The organism is Stenotrophomonas sp. FSL W7-1447, from assembly GCF_037966425.1.
Taxonomy (GTDB): domain Bacteria; phylum Pseudomonadota; class Gammaproteobacteria; order Xanthomonadales; family Xanthomonadaceae; genus Stenotrophomonas; species Stenotrophomonas pavanii.
In genome coordinates, this window is the sequence record NZ_CP150199.1 from 246,577 (window position 1) to 262,530 (window position 15,954).

The 15,954-nt window shown below is 67.8% G+C and carries 15 protein-coding genes and 1 pseudogene; 11 read left to right on the forward strand and 5 right to left on the reverse strand.

Translation table 11 applies throughout. The annotated features are described in order from the left end of the window. Window positions 1-2: 2 nt before the first annotated feature. The 3 genes and pseudogenes from NSQ78_RS01005 to NSQ78_RS01015 form a co-directional block, all read left to right on the forward strand. Window positions 3-581 (forward strand): O-methyltransferase, encoded by a 579-nt coding sequence (locus NSQ78_RS01005; RefSeq protein WP_064239589.1) that lies wholly within the window; start codon window positions 3-5, stop codon window positions 579-581. 131 nt (window positions 582-712) lie between these two features. After that, window positions 713-1,456 (forward strand): pseudouridine synthase, encoded by a 744-nt coding sequence (locus NSQ78_RS01010; RefSeq protein ID WP_064237416.1) that lies wholly within the window; start codon window positions 713-715, stop codon window positions 1,454-1,456. A 130-nt stretch (window positions 1,457-1,586) separates the two neighbouring features. Beyond that, a pseudogene (locus NSQ78_RS01015) lies at window positions 1,587-1,748 on the forward strand (pseudouridylate synthase); the annotation flags it as partial. A 75-nt stretch (window positions 1,749-1,823) separates the two neighbouring features. Here the strand turns inward: NSQ78_RS01015 and NSQ78_RS01020 are convergent. Then, window positions 1,824-2,351, reverse strand: coding sequence for a DUF2059 domain-containing protein (locus NSQ78_RS01020; RefSeq protein ID WP_057493987.1), 528 nt, complete (start codon window positions 2,349-2,351; stop codon window positions 1,824-1,826). 134 nt (window positions 2,352-2,485) lie between these two features. On the opposite strand from NSQ78_RS01020, the gene arfB reads away from it, so the two are divergent. The 3 genes from arfB (at window position 2,486) to dcp (ending at window position 5,791) form a co-directional block, all read left to right on the forward strand. Further along, window positions 2,486-2,917: an alternative ribosome rescue aminoacyl-tRNA hydrolase ArfB gene (arfB, locus tag NSQ78_RS01025; RefSeq protein WP_005420755.1), complete on the forward strand. Its 432-nt coding sequence runs from the start codon at window positions 2,486-2,488 to the stop codon at window positions 2,915-2,917. Between the two features lie 4 nt (window positions 2,918-2,921). Further along, window positions 2,922-3,524, forward strand: coding sequence for a lysophospholipid acyltransferase family protein (locus NSQ78_RS01030; RefSeq protein ID WP_049466721.1), 603 nt, complete (start codon window positions 2,922-2,924; stop codon window positions 3,522-3,524). Window positions 3,525-3,634: 110 nt separating this feature from the next. After that, a complete protein-coding gene (dcp, locus tag NSQ78_RS01035; RefSeq protein ID WP_057493986.1) occupies window positions 3,635-5,791 on the forward strand; it encodes a peptidyl-dipeptidase Dcp in 2,157 nt (718 codons plus the stop codon). Between the two features lie 230 nt (window positions 5,792-6,021). Here dcp and NSQ78_RS01040 read toward each other — a convergent pair whose 3' ends face one another. Together NSQ78_RS01040 and NSQ78_RS01045 are read right to left on the reverse strand one after the other, a co-directional pair. Beyond that, a complete protein-coding gene (locus NSQ78_RS01040; protein ID WP_004153636.1) occupies window positions 6,022-6,468 on the reverse strand; it encodes a 3-dehydroquinate dehydratase in 447 nt (148 codons plus the stop codon). A gap of 3 nt (window positions 6,469-6,471) precedes the next feature. After that, window positions 6,472-6,873: a hypothetical protein gene (locus tag NSQ78_RS01045; RefSeq protein WP_053461854.1), complete on the reverse strand. Its 402-nt coding sequence runs from the start codon at window positions 6,871-6,873 to the stop codon at window positions 6,472-6,474. A 203-nt stretch (window positions 6,874-7,076) separates the two neighbouring features. Between NSQ78_RS01045 and lepB the strand changes: the two genes are divergently transcribed. Continuing rightward, complete coding sequence (gene lepB / locus NSQ78_RS01050) at window positions 7,077-7,703, forward strand: signal peptidase I (RefSeq protein WP_057493984.1); 627 nt, start codon at window positions 7,077-7,079, stop codon at window positions 7,701-7,703. 125 nt (window positions 7,704-7,828) lie between these two features. After that, complete coding sequence (locus NSQ78_RS01055; protein WP_064237417.1) at window positions 7,829-9,085, forward strand: MFS transporter; 1,257 nt, start codon at window positions 7,829-7,831, stop codon at window positions 9,083-9,085. A gap of 132 nt (window positions 9,086-9,217) precedes the next feature. On the opposite strand, the gene NSQ78_RS01060 is transcribed toward NSQ78_RS01055, so the two are convergent. Then, window positions 9,218-10,135, reverse strand: a complete 918-nt coding sequence (locus tag NSQ78_RS01060) for a LysR family transcriptional regulator (protein WP_064237418.1) — start codon at window positions 10,133-10,135, stop codon at window positions 9,218-9,220. A 289-nt stretch (window positions 10,136-10,424) separates the two neighbouring features. After that, window positions 10,425-11,393 (reverse strand): LysR family transcriptional regulator, encoded by a 969-nt coding sequence (locus NSQ78_RS01065; RefSeq protein WP_053461858.1) that lies wholly within the window; start codon window positions 11,391-11,393, stop codon window positions 10,425-10,427. 110 nt (window positions 11,394-11,503) lie between these two features. Between NSQ78_RS01065 and aceB the strand changes: the two genes are divergently transcribed. From aceB to NSQ78_RS01080, 3 genes are all read left to right on the forward strand, one after another. Continuing rightward, entirely contained in the window at window positions 11,504-13,126 is a 1,623-nt protein-coding gene (aceB, locus tag NSQ78_RS01070) for a malate synthase A (RefSeq protein WP_064237419.1), read from the forward strand. Between the two features lie 64 nt (window positions 13,127-13,190). Next, window positions 13,191-14,492: an isocitrate lyase gene (aceA, locus tag NSQ78_RS01075; RefSeq protein WP_049467982.1), complete on the forward strand. Its 1,302-nt coding sequence runs from the start codon at window positions 13,191-13,193 to the stop codon at window positions 14,490-14,492. A 415-nt stretch (window positions 14,493-14,907) separates the two neighbouring features. Further along, window positions 14,908-15,948 (forward strand): GGDEF domain-containing protein, encoded by a 1,041-nt coding sequence (locus tag NSQ78_RS01080; protein WP_064237420.1) that lies wholly within the window; start codon window positions 14,908-14,910, stop codon window positions 15,946-15,948. Window positions 15,949-15,954 lie beyond the last annotated feature (6 nt).

Here is a 15,954-nt window from a genome sequence, read left to right on the forward strand (position 1 = left end):
CGGTGCTGCAGGCGCTGAAGGATGAGCTGGTGCGCTTCGGCGCCGAGAACGACGCGCGTGAAAGCCAGCGCGGCCGTCGCATGCTCAATATCACGCCGGACACCGGCGAATTCCTGTCGGTGCTGGTGCGTTTCGGCAATGCGCGGCGGGTGCTGGAAATCGGTACCTCCAACGGCTACTCCACGCTGTGGCTGGCCGAGGCCGCCGCCGCCATCGAAGGCCACGTGACCACGCTGGAATTTGCCGAGGACAAGGTGGCGATGGCGCGCTCCACGTTCGCGCGCAGCGGGTTGGCCGCGCACATCACGCTGGTGCATGGCGATGCCGGGCAGTGGTTGGCCGAGGCCGCCGAAGGCAGCATCGACCTGCTGTTCCTCGATTCGGACCGCGCGCAGTACGCCGGCTGGTGGCCGCAGCTGCGCCGCGTGCTGCGGCGGGGTGGCCTGCTGGTGGTGGACAACGCCACGTCGCACGCGGTGGAGATGGAGCCGTTGCGGGCGCTGCTGGACACTGATCCGGTGTTCAGCACCAGCCTGGTGCCGGTGGGCAACGGCGAGCTGCTGGCCGTGCGCAACGGCTGACCGCCGCGCCACACACCCGTGATCCGGTAGTGCCGGCCGCTGGCCGGCAACCGCAGCAATCCAACTGCCCGGAGGCAGCCGGCCAGCGGCCGGCTCTACCCCATTCAGTGCCCAGCCCCGATAATCCTGCGGTGAGTACCGAACCTGACACCCTCGCCGCGGTCGAGACTGAAACCGTGCCCCTGCAGCTGCTGCACCTGGACGAGCGCCTGGCTGTGGTCAACAAGCCCGCCGGGCTGATGGTCCACGACAGCAAGCTGGCCCGAGGCGAGGACGACTTCCTGGCCGACCGCCTGCGCGAGCAGCTGGGCCGCCCGATCTTCCTCGTGCACCGCCTGGACCGGGCCACCAGCGGCTGCCTGCTGCTGGCCTTCGACCGCGAGACCGCCAGTGCGCTGGGCAAGGCGCTGATGGGTGGCGAAGTGGCCAAGGACTACCTGACGGTCTGCCGGGGCTGGCCGGCCGAGCTGTCGTGGCGGGTGGACCATGACCTGGATGGTGGGCCGGGCAAGCCGGTGAAGAAGCCGGCGATCACCGATTTCCAGCGCCTGGCCACCGGCGAGCTGTCGGTGCCGGTGGGTGAATTCACCCGCTCGCGCTACGCGCTGCTGCGCTGCCAGCCGCAGACCGGGCGCTTCCGGCAGATCCGCCGGCATCTCAAGCACCTGTCGCACCACATGATCGGCGATACCAGCCACGGCGATGGTCGCCACAACCGCATCTTCCGCATGCAGGGCGTGCATCGCATGCTGCTGCACGCCGAGCGCCTGCGCTTCCCGCATCCCGACGGCGGCGCCGTGGATGTCAGTGCGCCGCTGGACCGTGAATTCCAGAAGGCGCTGGACCTGTTCGGCTGGCAGGTGGACACCGTTTGACGGTAGTGCCGGCCGCTGGCCGGCAGCTGCGTGATTCCAGATGTATTGGGGAGCCGGCCAGCGGCCGGCACTACCTCATTTCTTTTCCGGTTCGTTGACGATCGCTTCCAGGTCCTTCTGCAGCTCTGCAAACAGGATCTTCCGCATGCAGGGCGTGCATCGCATGCTGCTGCACGCCGAGCGCCTGCGCTTCTCGCATCCCGACGGCGGCGCCGTGGATGTCAGTGCGCCGCTGGACCGTGAATTCCAGAAGGCGCTTGACCTGTTCGGCTGGCAGGTGGACACCGTTTGACGGTAGTGCCGGCTGCTGGCCGGCAGCTGCGTGATGCCAGATGTACTGGGGAGCCGGCCAGCGGCCGGCACTACCTCACTTCTTTTCCGGTTCGTTGACGATCGCTTCCAGGTCCTTCTGCAGCTCTGCAAACAGGGGCTGCATGCGGGCCTGGATGGCCACCATCACGTTCTGCATCAGCGCCGGGGTCTTGTCCAGCAGGCTCTGGCCGGCCGCGCTCTCGTAGAACTCGGCCATTGCCAGCACGTCTTCCTTGCTGAAGGTCTTCTTGTACAGGTCCACGTACATCGGCCGCAGCTGTTGCCACGACATCGCCTGGCGCAGGGTCTGGCTGGTCCGGGCCTGGATCCGCTTCAGCTGTTCCTGCTGCTGGGCGGTGAGCTGGCGTTGCGCGGCCACCTGCTGGAACTGCTGCTGCTGCATGGCTTCGATCTGCGGCACCATGGTGTCGATCATGCTCTGCGCGCGCGAGGCCGACAGCAGGCGGTTGATGTCGCCGTCGGTCGGCGGGGCGGCCAGGGCCGGAACGCTGGCCACGGCCAGCGCCAGCAGCAGGGCGGCGCGGCGCAGCAGGGACGGCAGGGCGGGTGTGAAGCGGGTCATGCGGGGCTTCCTGCGGTACATGGGACCGCCAGCATACCCGCAGCCCAGGCGAAGGCGGCGTGTTCGGTGCCTGATCGGCGGCATACGGGGCGCGATGGCGCACTCCACCACGTGCCTGCCGCTACAATGCGCGGATGGGCAGTGGACCGGTCACCATCAGCGCGCAGCTTGAAATCCCCGACGGCGAGATCGTCGAGCGGTTCGTGCGCGCCAGTGGCGCCGGCGGCCAGAACGTCAACAAGGTGTCCACCGCGGTGGAACTGCGTTTCGACGTGGCCAACTCGCCCTCGTTGCCCGAACCGTTGCGCGCGCGGCTGCTGGCGCGGCGTGACCGGCGCATGACCGGCGAAGGCGTGCTGGTCATCGACGCGCAACGTTTCCGCACCCAGGATCGCAATCGCGAGGATGCGCGCGAGCGGCTGGCGGCCTTCATCCAGGCCGGGCTGAGCGTGCCCAAACCGCGCAAGGCCACCAAGCCGACCCTCGGGTCGAAACTGCGTCGTCTGGACGCCAAACGCGGGCGCGCGCAGATCAAGCGCGGGCGCTCATCACGTGACTGGGAGTGATTGCTTGAACAACCCGACTTCGTTGCTGCCGGCGGTGCCGCCGCAGATGCCGCAGGTCAAACCCAACGCCTTCCTGCGCTGGCTGGCGCGCTGCACCCTGCGCCTCGGTGGCTGGAAGGTGACCGGCACCCTGCCTGACATCCCCAGGCTGGTCTTCATCATTGCCCCGCACTCGTCCAACTGGGACGGGCTGTGGGGCATGGCAGCGAAGATCGCGCTGGGCATGAAGGTGAAGGTGCTGGGCAAGGCGTCGCTGTTCTGGTGGCCGCTGGGCCCGCTGCTGCACCGGCTGGGCGTGATCCCGCTCGATCGCAGCTCGCCGCAGGGCACGGTGGGCCAGGCCGTGGACCTGCTGCGCAACAACGAGAAGATGTGGTTCGCCATCACCCCCGAGGGCACCCGCAAGGCAGTAAAGGACTGGAAGGCCGGCTTCCTGAAGATTGCCCGGATGGCTGACGTACCGATCCTGACCGCGTATTTCCACTATCCGGAAAAGACCATCGGCATCGGTCCGCTGTTCACCCCGAGCGGCGACGATGTGGCCGACATGGCTGCCATCCGGGAGTTCTACCGGCCCTGGATCGGCAAGACCCGCGGCACGGTCTGAGCCGGTTGCAGGCCGCCGCACACACGCCACGTCCGGCACATGCCGGGCGAGCGCGACAGGAGTAGGGTGGAGGGCTGGTATCCATACCGTCTGCCCAAGGAGCGTTTTACATGTCGCGTACCGTAGTCCTGGCCGCCGCCATCAGCCTGGCGCTGGCGGCCTGTTCCGGCAAGGAGTCCACCCCCGTGTCCGATGCCCAGAAGACCCCGGCCCAGCAGCCGGCCGAAGCCTCCACCAATCCGCTGCTGAGTGCCAGCACGCTGCCGTTCCAGGCCCCGCCGTTCGACAAGATCAAGGACAGCGACTACCTGCCGGCCTTCGAAGAGGGCATGCGCCAGCACCTGGCCGACGTGCGCAAGATCGCCGACAGCAGCGAGCCGGCCACCTTCGACAACACCATCGTGGCGATGGAGCGCAGCGGCGAGACCCTGACCCGCGTGTCGCGCATCTTCTTCGGCCTGGTCCAGGCCGACACCAACGATGCGCGCCAGAAGATCCAGGAAGAAGTGGCGCCGAAGCTGGCCGCGCACCAGGACGAGATCAACCTCGACCCGAAGCTGTTCGCGCGCGTGAAGTCGCTGTACGACCAGCGTGACACGCTGGAGCTGGACCCGGTGCAGAAGCGCCTGGTCGAGCACTACTACGATGGCCTGGTACGCGCCGGTGCGCAGCTGTCCGACGCTGACAAGGCGACCCTGCGCAAGCTCAACGTGGAAGAGACCACCCTCTCCACCCAGTTCCATACCCGCCTGGTGGCCGCCACCGCCGCTGCGGCCGTCGTCGTCGACGACAAGGCCAAGCTGGCCGGCCTGGACGAGGATGCGATCAACAACGCCGCGGCCGCCGCCAAGGAACGCAAGCTGGACGGCAAGTTCCTGCTGCCGCTGCAGAACACCACCCAGCAGCCGGTGCTCGGCTCGCTGAGCGATCGCGACCAGCGCGCCGCCGTGCTGAAGGCCTCGGAGACCCGCGCCGAGCGCGGTGATGCCAACGACACCCGGCAGACCGTGCAGCGCCTGGCCCAGCTGCGTGCGCAGAAGGCCAAGCTGCTCGGCTTCGACACCTTCGCCGACTACCAGCTGGGCGACCAGATGGCCAAGACCCCGGCTGCCGCGCTCAAGCTGCTGACCGACACCGTGCCGGCCGCCACCGCCAAGGCGCGCGCCGAAGCCGGTGAGATCCAGAAGGTCATCGACGCGCAGAAGGGCGGATTCCAGGTCGCCGCATCGGACTGGGACTTCTACGCCGAGCAGGTGCGCAAGGCCAAGTACGATCTGGACGAGTCGCAGATCAAGCCGTACTTCGAACTGGACAACGTGCTGCAGAACGGCGTCTTCTACGCCGCCACCCAGCTGTACGGCATCACCTTCAAGCCGCGCACCGACATTCCGACCTACAACCCGGACATGAAGGTGTACGAAGTGTTCGACAAGGACGGCACCTCGCTGGCCCTGTTCTACACCGACTACTTCAAGCGTGACAGCAAGTCCGGCGGCGCCTGGATGGACGTGTTCGTCGAACAGGACGGCCTGACCGGTGCCAAGCCGGTGGTCTACAACGTCTGCAACTTCACCAAGCCGGCCGCCGGCCAGCCTGCGCTGATCAGCTTCGACGACGTCACCACCATGTTCCATGAGTTCGGCCATGCGCTGCACGGCATGTTCTCGAACGTGAAGTACCCGTCGATCGCCGGCACCGCCACCTCGCGCGACTTCGTCGAGTTCCCGTCGCAGTTCAACGAGCACTGGGCGCTGGACCCGAAGGTGTTCGCCAACTACGCCAAGCACTACAAGACCGGCGAGGCGATGCCGCAGGAACTGGTCGACAAGATCCTCAAGGCGCGCAGCTTCAACCAGGGCTATGCGACCACCGAGTACCTGTCGGCCGCGCTGCTGGACCTGGCCTGGCACACCCAGAAGGCCGATGCGCCGCTGCAGGATGTCGGCGCCTTTGAAGCCAGCGCGCTGAAGAAGTTCAAGGTCGACCTGCCGCAGGTGCCGCCGCGTTACCGCACCACCTACTTCGACCACATCTGGGGTGGTGGTTACTCGGCCGGTTACTACGCTTACTTCTGGGCCGAAGTGCTCGACCATGACGCCTACCAGTGGTTCACCGAGCACGGTGGGCTGACGGCGGCCAACGGCCAGGAGTTCCGCGACAAGATCCTCTCGCGCGGCAACAGCGTGGAGCTGTCGACCCTATACCGCGATTTCCGCGGCAAGGATCCGTCGGTGGAACCGCTGCTGAAGTTCCGCGGGCTGAAGTAAGCGTGACCTGAAGTACGAAAGAAATAACGGCGGGGAAACCCCGCCGTTTTTCGTTGCGTGGATGCCATCGACAGATTCCGCTTTGTGCCGCTCATCCACGCAGGGCGTGCATCCACTGCAGATCGCGTCATCCCACGGAATGCCAGCCGTTGCCGTCGAGGTTGCCGGCCAGCGGCCGACACTACCGGGTACCGGGTACCGGGTACCGGGTACCGGGCACCGCCCGGCCATCACGTTCCCACGTGCACCCGGTTGGCCTGTTCGGCCAACCCCAGGTGATCCAGCGCGATATCCAGCGCCAGCACGTAGCTCTGCGCGCCATAGCCGGCGGCGATGCCCAGGCGCTGGCCGACACCGGCCGGCAGGCAGGGCTCGGCCACCGCGCCGTCGTCGTGGACCTCCACGTAGGCATTGTGCAGGTAGGGCAGCAGGCGTTGCAGGCGCAGGCTGTTGGCGCATGCGCCCGGGTCGAGCAGCGTCACTTCGCCGCGGCTGTGATCGGCCACGCGCAGCGCATCGAGCAGTTCCTGTTCCGACCCGCAGGCGCGGATCGCCACGCTGGTTCCGGCGTCGATCGCGCGATGCACCAGCGACTTCAGTACTGGCGCCGGCAGTGGCATCGCGGTACGGATCAGTGCGCCGGCCGCTTCCGGGCCGCGGATGATGAAGATCGACATGGCTCAGCCCTCCTGTGCCAGGCGACGGCCGACGATGGCCAGCGACAACGGGTACCCGGCCTGCTGGCTGCGCTGGTCGACCACCACGGCGGCCGGACCGTGCTGCAGGCGCAGGCGCGCGTCCAGGCCGGGCTCGCTGGGCGACTGCAGTTCGATGTACTGCGCCGGCAGCCGCTCCAGCGCCGCCTGCAACGCGCCGCCCTCGGCCTGCCATTGCGCGTCATCGGCCACGCCGACATCCAGCAGCACCCAGTCGGCCGAACGCGCCTGCGGCTGGCACAGGCACTGGCGCACTTCGGACAGGCTGGCGCAGTCGCTGCACAGCACGCGATGGCCGGCCAGCTGTGCCGGCAGTTGGGGACGCGGTGCCGACGAAGAGGCGTGGCGGATCACCAGGAGGGTCATACAACACCTTGCGGAATGCGCCCTGTGGCGCGGTGGGCACACGATGCGCGTGGTGCCCGTAAAGGTGCGATGCCCGCAGCCGGGCCGGGGCGTAAAACCTGCGTAACCCCTTTCGTAGCGCCGGGCCCAGGCTCGCAGGGCGGCACGGGAACCTCTCCGGCCCGGATGGGGTCTGATGCAGCTTCCCCTACCCGGAGCCTGTCATGGATGCTGTTGCCCGTCCTCCCCTTCCCGAACGCGCGCTGCTCTGGCTGAAGAAGGAAGCATTGCCGCTGCTGGTGATGCTCGGCCTGCTCGCCGCGGCCCGCGATACCCTGGCCAACCACTACGTGGTGCCCAGTGGCTCGATGCAGCCCACCCTGCAGCCCGGCGACCGGGTGGTGGTGGACATGCGTGCCTATGGCCTGCGCCTGCCGTTCACCGGCAAGGAACTGATGTCCACCGGCGTTCCGCAGCGTGGTGAAGTGGCGGTGTTCGATTCACCGGCCGACGGCACCCGGCTGATCAAGCGCGTGGCGGCGGTGGCCGGTGACCATGTGCAGATGCGCGAGGGCCATCTGAGCATCAACGGCCAGCCGCTGCAGATTGCCGACCTGCAGGACGTGGAAGCCTTCGGCGAGCGCCGTGCCCGCCTCGATCTGGACATGGGGGGCGGTCCGGACATCGCCGACCTGGTGGTGCCGGCGGGCAAGGTGCTGGTGCTGGGTGACCACCGTGGCAACAGCTTCGACGGCCGCTTCTTCGGTTTCGTCGATGCCGACAAGATCTACGGCCGCGCGGTGGCGGTGTACTACCGCCGCGGTGACGGTTTCGAGTGGCAACGCCTGTAAGCTGAATTGATACTTCCTATATATCAATCCTGATCTATCAGGTTATGGATCGACTGGATCGACGGGCCTAGTCTGAGGCCCGTTCCCTCCCATGCCCCGCCGTCCCCCACCGGCCCATCGATCCCATGACTGGCGAAACCGCGGCGGCCGTCGAACGCCGCCCCCCCACTGTCGACTTCAGCGCCGAGACCCGCATCCAGCAGGGTACGCCGGCCTTCCGCCGCACCGCGCTGGCACTGTTCCTGGCCGGCTTTTCCACCTTCGGCCTGCTGTATACCGTGCAGCCGCTGCTGCCCGAGTTCAGCCGCCACTTCGGCGTGTCGGCCGCCGGCAGCGCGATGTCGCTGTCGCTGACCACCGGCACGCTGGCCGTGGCAATGCTGTTGGCCGGCCTGCTGTCCGACGCGGTCGGCCGCCGCCCGTTGATGATCGTCGCGCTGCTGGCCTCGGCCATGCTGTCGCTGAGCACGGCGCTGGTGGATGACTGGACCACGCTGCTGGTGCTGCGCACCCTGCTCGGCCTGGCACTGAGTGGCGTCCCGGCGGTGGCGATGACCTACCTGGTCGAGGAAATGGACAGCCGCGCGCTGGGCCTGGCGATGGGCCTGTACATCGGCGGCAACGCCATCGGTGGGATGAGCGGGCGCCTGCTGGCCGGCATCATCGCCGATCACTGGGGCTGGCGCTGGGGCATCGGCGTGGTCTCGATCATCGCCGTGGCCAGCACCGTGCTGCTGTGGCTGCAGCTGCCGCCGTCGCGCCATTTCCATCCCCGCCGCGATGGCCTGCGCCAGTTGCCGTCGCGCTGGCGCCTGCTGTTCGCCGACCCGGGCCTGCCGTGGCTGTTCGCCACCTCGTTCGTGCTGATGGGCGTGTTCGTCACCCTCTACAACTACCTGGGCTACCACCTGCTGGCGCCGCCGTACCACCTCAGCCAGACCGTGGTCGGCCTGATCTTCAGCGTGTACCTGGTGGGCACCTTCAGTTCGGCGTGGATGGGCCAGCAGGCCACGCGGTACGGGCGCGGCCGCATCCTGTCGATCTCGTTCGCGCTGATCGGCGCCGGCATCGCGCTGCTGGCGATGCCGTGGCTGAGCACGATGGCGCTGGGCATCGCGCTGGTGACCTTCGGCTTCTTCGGCGGCCACTCGGTGGCCAGCAGCTGGGTTGGCAGCCGCGCCGGTACGATGCGCGCCGAGGCCTCGGCGCTGTACCTGTTCGCCTACTACTTGGGCTCCAGCGTGCTGGGCGGGGTGGGTGGCCTGGCCTACGCGGCCTGGGACTGGCTGGGCGTGTGCGCGTTCGCTGCCGTGCTGACCCTGATCGGGGGCGGCATCGTCTGGGCGCTGCAGCAGCGCGCCCCGCAGCCGGTCACCGCGTGACCCACCGCGTACGGTAGTGCCGGCCGCTGGCCGGCAACCACGGTGTGGCGGGGTTGCCGAGGTAGAGTCGACTGTTAGTCGACTGCTCTTCCATCAGACCGCGAAAACCCCCGCGCTGCGCCCGATAGTCGACTAACAGTCGACTCTACCGGCGAACGCCCCGCGCAGCAGCCCGGCGAAGTTGCGGATCAGCGGCGTGACGCGCTCGCGATGCCACGCCAGCTGCACCTCCGAATGCGCGCCGGCGTCGGCCAGCGGGACGAAGCGTGCGCCTTCCACCCGGATGTGGTCGCAGGACGATGGCAGGATCGCCGCGCCCAGCCCGGCGGCGGCCAGACTGATCAATGTCGACGCCTCGCCAGCTTCCTGCACGATGCGCGGCGTGAACCCGGCGGCCGCGCACAACGCGATCATGTGGTCATGGATGCCCGCGCCCGCACTGCGGCGAAATGCCACGAACGGCTCCTGTGCGAAGTCGCGCAACGACACCGTGCCCTGCTTCGACAGCCTGCGCAGGGCAGGGTGGTCGGCATGCACGATCAGCGCCAGCGGATCGACGAACAGGCTGTGCGCCACCAGCTCCGGCGGCAATGCGCGCTTGCGGATGATGCCCACGTCCAGGCGGCCCTCCAGCAGCGCATCGATCTGCTGCAGGGTGTTCATCTCGCTCAGCTGCAGCCGCACCTGCGGGTACTGCTGGCGGTAGCGCAGGATCGAACGCGGAATCTGCGGCGACAGCGGCGTAGCGCGGGTCAGGCCGATATGCAGTTCACCCTGCTCGCCGCGCTGCGCACGCTGCACCTCGTCCACTGCGGTTTCCACCTGCTGCACGATCGCGCGCGCGCGTTCCTGCAGCAGCTCCCCAGCAGGCGTCAGCTGCACGCGGCGATGGCTGCGCACGAACAGGCGCGCCCCGATCAGTTCCTCCAGCTGGCGGATCTGCTGGCTGAGCGGTGGCTGCGACATGCCCAGCCGCTCCGCCGCCTGGCCGAAGTGCAGCGTATCGGCGACAGCGAGGAAGTAGCGCAGGTGACGGAGTTCGATGGACATGGGTCCAGTTTATTCATCGTCAGCCGGAAATGAATCAGAGGCGGGGTCAGAGCCCGTTGCGCCGCAACGGGATCCGACCCCGCCCACAGTTCGCAGAAAACTGTCGAAGGCGGGGTGGGTCCGGTTGCGGGGGCGTGAGCGCCATGGATGGCGCGACCGAGCCTCCATGGACGGATTTACGGCGTCCCCCGCAACCGGACCCACCCGGCCATCCCACGGAAAGCCCGCTGTCGCCGTTGCTGTTGCTTCGGCCTCTGCGGGTGCAGGGCGCAGCCCTGCCGAACACCCCTCACCGCTCCGAATGCCCGCTCTGGTCGTAATCGCGCGGACTGAACAACTCCGGCTGGATCAGCTCGATGAACGCCCGCGCCTGCGCCGACAGTGCCTTGCCACGGCGCACGATCACCCCGTAGCTGCGCTCGGGGAACCAGCGCTTCATTGATCGCGCCGCCAGCCGCTCGCGGTCGGCCTCGTGCAGGCACAGCGCGGGCACGATCGAAATCCCCATGCCCATCGCCACGTACTGCTTGATCACCTCCCAGCCCCCCACCTCCAGCGCCACCGTGTAGGCGATGCGGTGGCGCTGGAACACCTGGTCGACCAGGCGGTAGGTGATCTGCCGCTTCGGCGGCAGCACCAGCGGATAGCGCGCGATGTCAGCCAGCTCCAGCTCGCCACCGGCAGCCAGAGGATGGTCGTGCGGTGCGATCAGGACCTGCTCGAAGCGGTAGGCCGGGGCGTAGGTCAGGTCGGCCGGTACATCGGTCATCGAACCGATTGCCAGGTCGGCGGCATCCTCGCGCAGCAGGTCGGTGCCGTCGGCGCTGATCGCGTTGTGCAGGGTCAGGCGCACGTCCGGGTGGTGCAGGCGGAAGCGCTCGACGATCTTCGGCAGCAGGTACAGGATCGTCGAACTGTTGGCGGCGATGTTCAGCTCGCCCGCATCCAGGCCGCGCACCTTGTCGCGGAAGCGGGCCTCCAGCCCGTCCAGGTTCTCCACCAGCGGCTGCGCCATCTCGTACAGCAGCTGGCCCTCGCGGCTGGGCACCAGGCGACGCCCGCTGCGCTCGAACAACGGCACGCCCAGCTCCCGTTCCAGGGCCTGCAACTGCAGGCTGATGGCTGGCTGGCTGACGAACAGAGCCTCAGCTGCCCGTGAGACCGAACCCAGACGCACGGTCTGGCAGAACGCGCGCAACGGCTTCAGCCGATCCGATTTGTAGGAAAAACGCGGACTTGGCGGGGTGCGTGTGCTCATCGTGTCACGAGTATTAGCACAACTTATGTAGAACATTGCAAAAACTGTTTTGCCAAATACTCAGGCCCGGCGGCACCGTGGAGTCGTTCCCCCACCGCTGGAGTCGCCCCATGTCCGCCGTCGCTTCCGCTGTTCCCACCCCCGCCGCGAAGGCCACCCCCGGTATCGCTCTGGCGACCCGCGTGGCCGGCCAGGACACCCTGCTGCCGGCGCCGCTGCTGGCCCTGCTGGTGTCGCTGCACCGTGCGGTGGAACCGGGCCGGCAGGCGAGGCTGCAGGCCCGCCGTGAACGCCAGGCGTTCTTCGACCAGGGCGGCCTGCCGGACTTCCGCGAGGACACTGCCGCGATCCGCAGCGGCGACTGGCGCGTGGCCCCGCTGCCGGCCGCGTTGCAGGACCGCCGCGTCGAGATCACCGGGCCGACCGACCCGAAGATGGTCATCAACGCGCTGAACTCCGGCGCCAAGGTGTTCATGGCCGACTTCGAGGATTCGACTTCGCCGACCTGGCGCAACCTGCTGGCCGGCCAGCAGTCGCTGGCTGCGGCGGTGCGCGGTGATCTGCAGTACACCGCCCCCAATGGCAAGCACTACACGCTGCGCCCGTACGACGAACAGGCGGTGCTGATTGTGCGCCCGCGTGGCTGGCACCTGGACGAAAAGCACGTGCGCATCGACGGCCAGTTCCTCGCCGGTGGCCTGTTCGACGCGGCGGTGTTCGCCTTCCACAACGCCCGCACCCTGCAGGCGAAGGACCGTGGCCCGTACTTCTACCTGCCCAAGCTGCAGAGCATGGAAGAGGCGGCGCTGTGGGAGACCGCGCTGTCGCACATCGAGGGCATGCTGGGCCTGCCGCATGGCCAGATCAAGGTGACCGTGCTGATCGAAACGCTGCCGGCGGTGTTCGAGATGGACGAGATCCTGCACGCGCTGCGTGACCGCATCGTCGGCCTGAACTGCGGGCGCTGGGACTACATCTTCTCGTACCTGAAGACCTTCCGCCGCCACGCCGACCGCGTGCTGCCCGAACGCGGCCAGGTGACCATGACCCAGCCGTTCCTGAAGGCGTATTCGGAACTGCTGATCCAGACCTGCCACCGCCGCGGTGCGCATGCGATGGGCGGCATGGCCGCGCAGATTCCGATCAACAACGATGCCGCCGCCAACGAACAGGCGATGGCCCGCGTGCGCGCCGACAAGCTGCGCGAAGTCAGCGCCGGCCATGACGGTACCTGGGTCGCGCACCCGGCGCTGATCCCGGTGGCGATGGCGATCTTCGACGAGCACATGCCCGGCCCGAACCAGCACGGCGTGCTGCGCCAGGATGTGCGCGTCGGCCGCGACGACCTGATCGCGCGGCCGCCGGGCACCATCACCCGCGCCGGCTTCGATGGCAACGTGGAAGTCTGCGTGCGCTACCTGGCCGCCTGGCTGGATGGCAACGGCTGCGTGCCGATCCACCACCTGATGGAGGACGCGGCCACCGCCGAGATCAGCCGCAGCCAGCTGTGGCAATGGCTGCACACCCCGGGCCAGCAGCTGGATGACGGCACTGCGATCGACCTGGCCCTGCTGGATGCCACCCTGGCGCAGCTGCCGGCGCGGCTGGGCGACACCACCGCGCTGCCCGGCGGCGCGCGCATCGGCGAGGCCATCGCCCTGCTCGGCGAACTGAGCCGCAGTGACGAACTGACCGATTTCCTGACCCTGCCGGCCTACGCGCGCATCGATTGACCGACTGCCCGCCCTCCCGCCGTTTCCCTCCCCGCTGTACGCACGAACCGAACTGGAGAAAGACATGAGCACGCTGCCCACTGCCGAACAGATCCAGCACGACTGGGACACCAACCCGCGCTGGGAAGGCATCCAGCGCAACTACAGCGCCGCCGACGTGGTGCGCCTGCGCGGCACCGTCCACATCGAGCACTCGCTGGCCCGCCTGGGTGCGGAGAAGCTGTGGGCGTCGCTGCACGAGCGCGAGTTCGTCAACGCGCTGGGTGCGTTGACCGGCAACCAGGCCATGCAGCAGGTCAAGGCCGGGCTGAAGGCGATCTACCTGTCCGGCTGGCAGGTGGCGGCCGACGCCAACCTGGCTGGCCAGATGTATCCGGACCAGTCGCTGTACCCGGCCGATTCGGTGCCGGCGGTGGTCAAGCGCATCAACAACACGCTGCTGCGCGCCGACCAGCTGCACCACGCCGAAGGCAAGGACGAGATCGATTTCCTGCAGCCGATCGTGGCCGATGCCGAGGCTGGCTTCGGCGGCGTGCTCAACGCCTTCGAACTGATGAAGGCGATGATCGAGGCCGGTGCTGCCGGCGTGCACTTCGAGGACCAGCTGGCCTCGGTGAAGAAGTGCGGCCACATGGGCGGCAAGGTGCTGGTGCCGACCCGCGAGGCGATCGAGAAGCTCAATGCCGCCCGGCTGGCCGCCGATGTGCTGGGTGTGCCGACCCTGCTGGTGGCGCGCACCGATGCCGAAGCGGCGGATCTGCTGACCAGCGACATCGACGGCAACGACAGGCCGTTCACCACCGGTGAGCGCACCGTTGAAGGCTTCTACAAGACCCGCAACGGCCTGGACCAGGCGATCAGCCGCGGCCTGGCCTATGCGCCCTACGCCGACCTGGTGTGGTGCGAGACCGGCAAGCCGGACCTGGAGTTCGCACGCAGGTTCGCCGAGGCGATCCACGCGAAGTTCCCGGGCAAGCTGCTGGCCTACAACTGCTCGCCCAGCTTCAACTGGAAGAAGAACCTGGACGACGCCACCATTGCGAAGTTCCAGCGCGAACTGGGCAGCTACGGCTACAAGTTCCAGTTCATCACCCTGGCCGGGTTCCATGCGTTGAACTACGGCATGTTCAATCTGGCCCACGGCTACGCACGCCGCCAGATGAGCGCGTTCGTCGAGTTGCAGGAAGCCGAGTTCGAAGCGGCCGAGCGTGGCTTCACTGCGGTCAAGCACCAGCGCGAGGTCGGTACCGGCTACTTCGACGCGGTGACCCAGGCAATCCAGCAGGGCCAATCGTCGACCACCGCGCTCACCGGCTCCACCGAGGAAGAGCAGTTCCACGGCGGGCGCAGCGAACGCGCCGCGTGATCCGGTAGTGCCGGCCGCTGGCCGGCAACCCATCGATGTTTCCGAAGCCCATGCAGCTGCCGGCCAGCGGCCGGCACTACCGGGCACCGGGTGATCAGGGTGGCCAGGGAAGGGCCAGACAACGCCGGCCGGTCGGGGGACCTGCCGGCGTTGTTGTATCGATGCAAGCAGGCGGCCAGCGGGCAGCGTCAATCAGGCGCACCCCGGCCCCGGCAACTTGGCCGAAACCCTGTGAAACCCGGCATCGGATTGATCCGGCAAGGGTTTTGCCCGGACACCGGTGACCAGAACGGGCCACCGCCGATCTTCACATCCGGGAAGCGGGGCGGAAGGCTCAAAATGAGATAGGACGCACACTTTAAAGCGGTGCTATGCTCCGCGGCTCACCAGGGGACGCTGGCGGCGGGTGCAGGGAATGACCGGCAGGGGTGCGGCCGAGAACAGTGATATGACGACAGGTATCGCCCGCGTGGCGATGGCCGAGATCGTGCACGCGCTGTTGTCCGATGCCGAGGTGGCATTGTTTGCCAGATTCGCCCGCCCATGCAAGCTTCATGCCGGACAGTGGCTGTTCCAGCGTGGCCACCGCGGCGAGCGCATGTATGTGATCCTCGACGGCCAGATCGAACTGGACTTCGGCGAGGACCTGGTGATCAAGACGCTCGGGGGGCACGAGTTCTTCGGAGAACTGGGCCTGCTGGTCGGCGATCATCTGCGCAGCGCCAGCGCGCGTGCGCTGGTCGACTGCGATGTGCTGGAGCTGGGGCCGGCCGACTTCCACCGCTTGGTCGAATCCGATCCCGGGCTGGTGGCGTACTTCCTGCGTCGCACGATCATGCGCGTGCTGACCAACGAACAGGCCCTGATCAGCCAGCTGCGCCGCCGCAACCACGACCTGGAAACCGCGCTGGACAACCTGTACATCACCACCCACCAGCTGACCCACACCCGTGAGCTGGTGCGAACCGATGAGCTGACCGGCCTGCACAACCGCCGTGGCCTCACCCTGTACCTGCAGGAATGCCGCGTGCATGCCGACGGGCCACCGCAGGCACTGCTGCTGATCGACTGTGACCGCTTCAAGCAGATCAACGACCGCCATGGCCACCAGGCCGGCGACCGCGTGCTGCAGAGCATGGGCAACATCCTGCGCTCCATGGCCGGCGAGCAGGACCTGGCATGCCGGCTCGGCGGCGATGAGTTCTGCCTGATCCTGCGCCGCGGCAACCGCGAGATCGTGCAGCACGCGGCCGAGTTCATCATCAGTGCGGTGCATGGCCTGCTCGAGCGCAGCCATGGCACGCCGCATGTGAGCCTGGTCAGCATCGGTGCCTGCCTGCTGGCGCCGGAGGCAGGCTGGAGCGAGTGGTATGCCTGCGCGGATCGTGCGCTGTACCAGGCCAAGCGCGATGGCGGCAACTGCCTGCGCTGGGCGGATGATCCGGACGGCCAATAGGGAGAG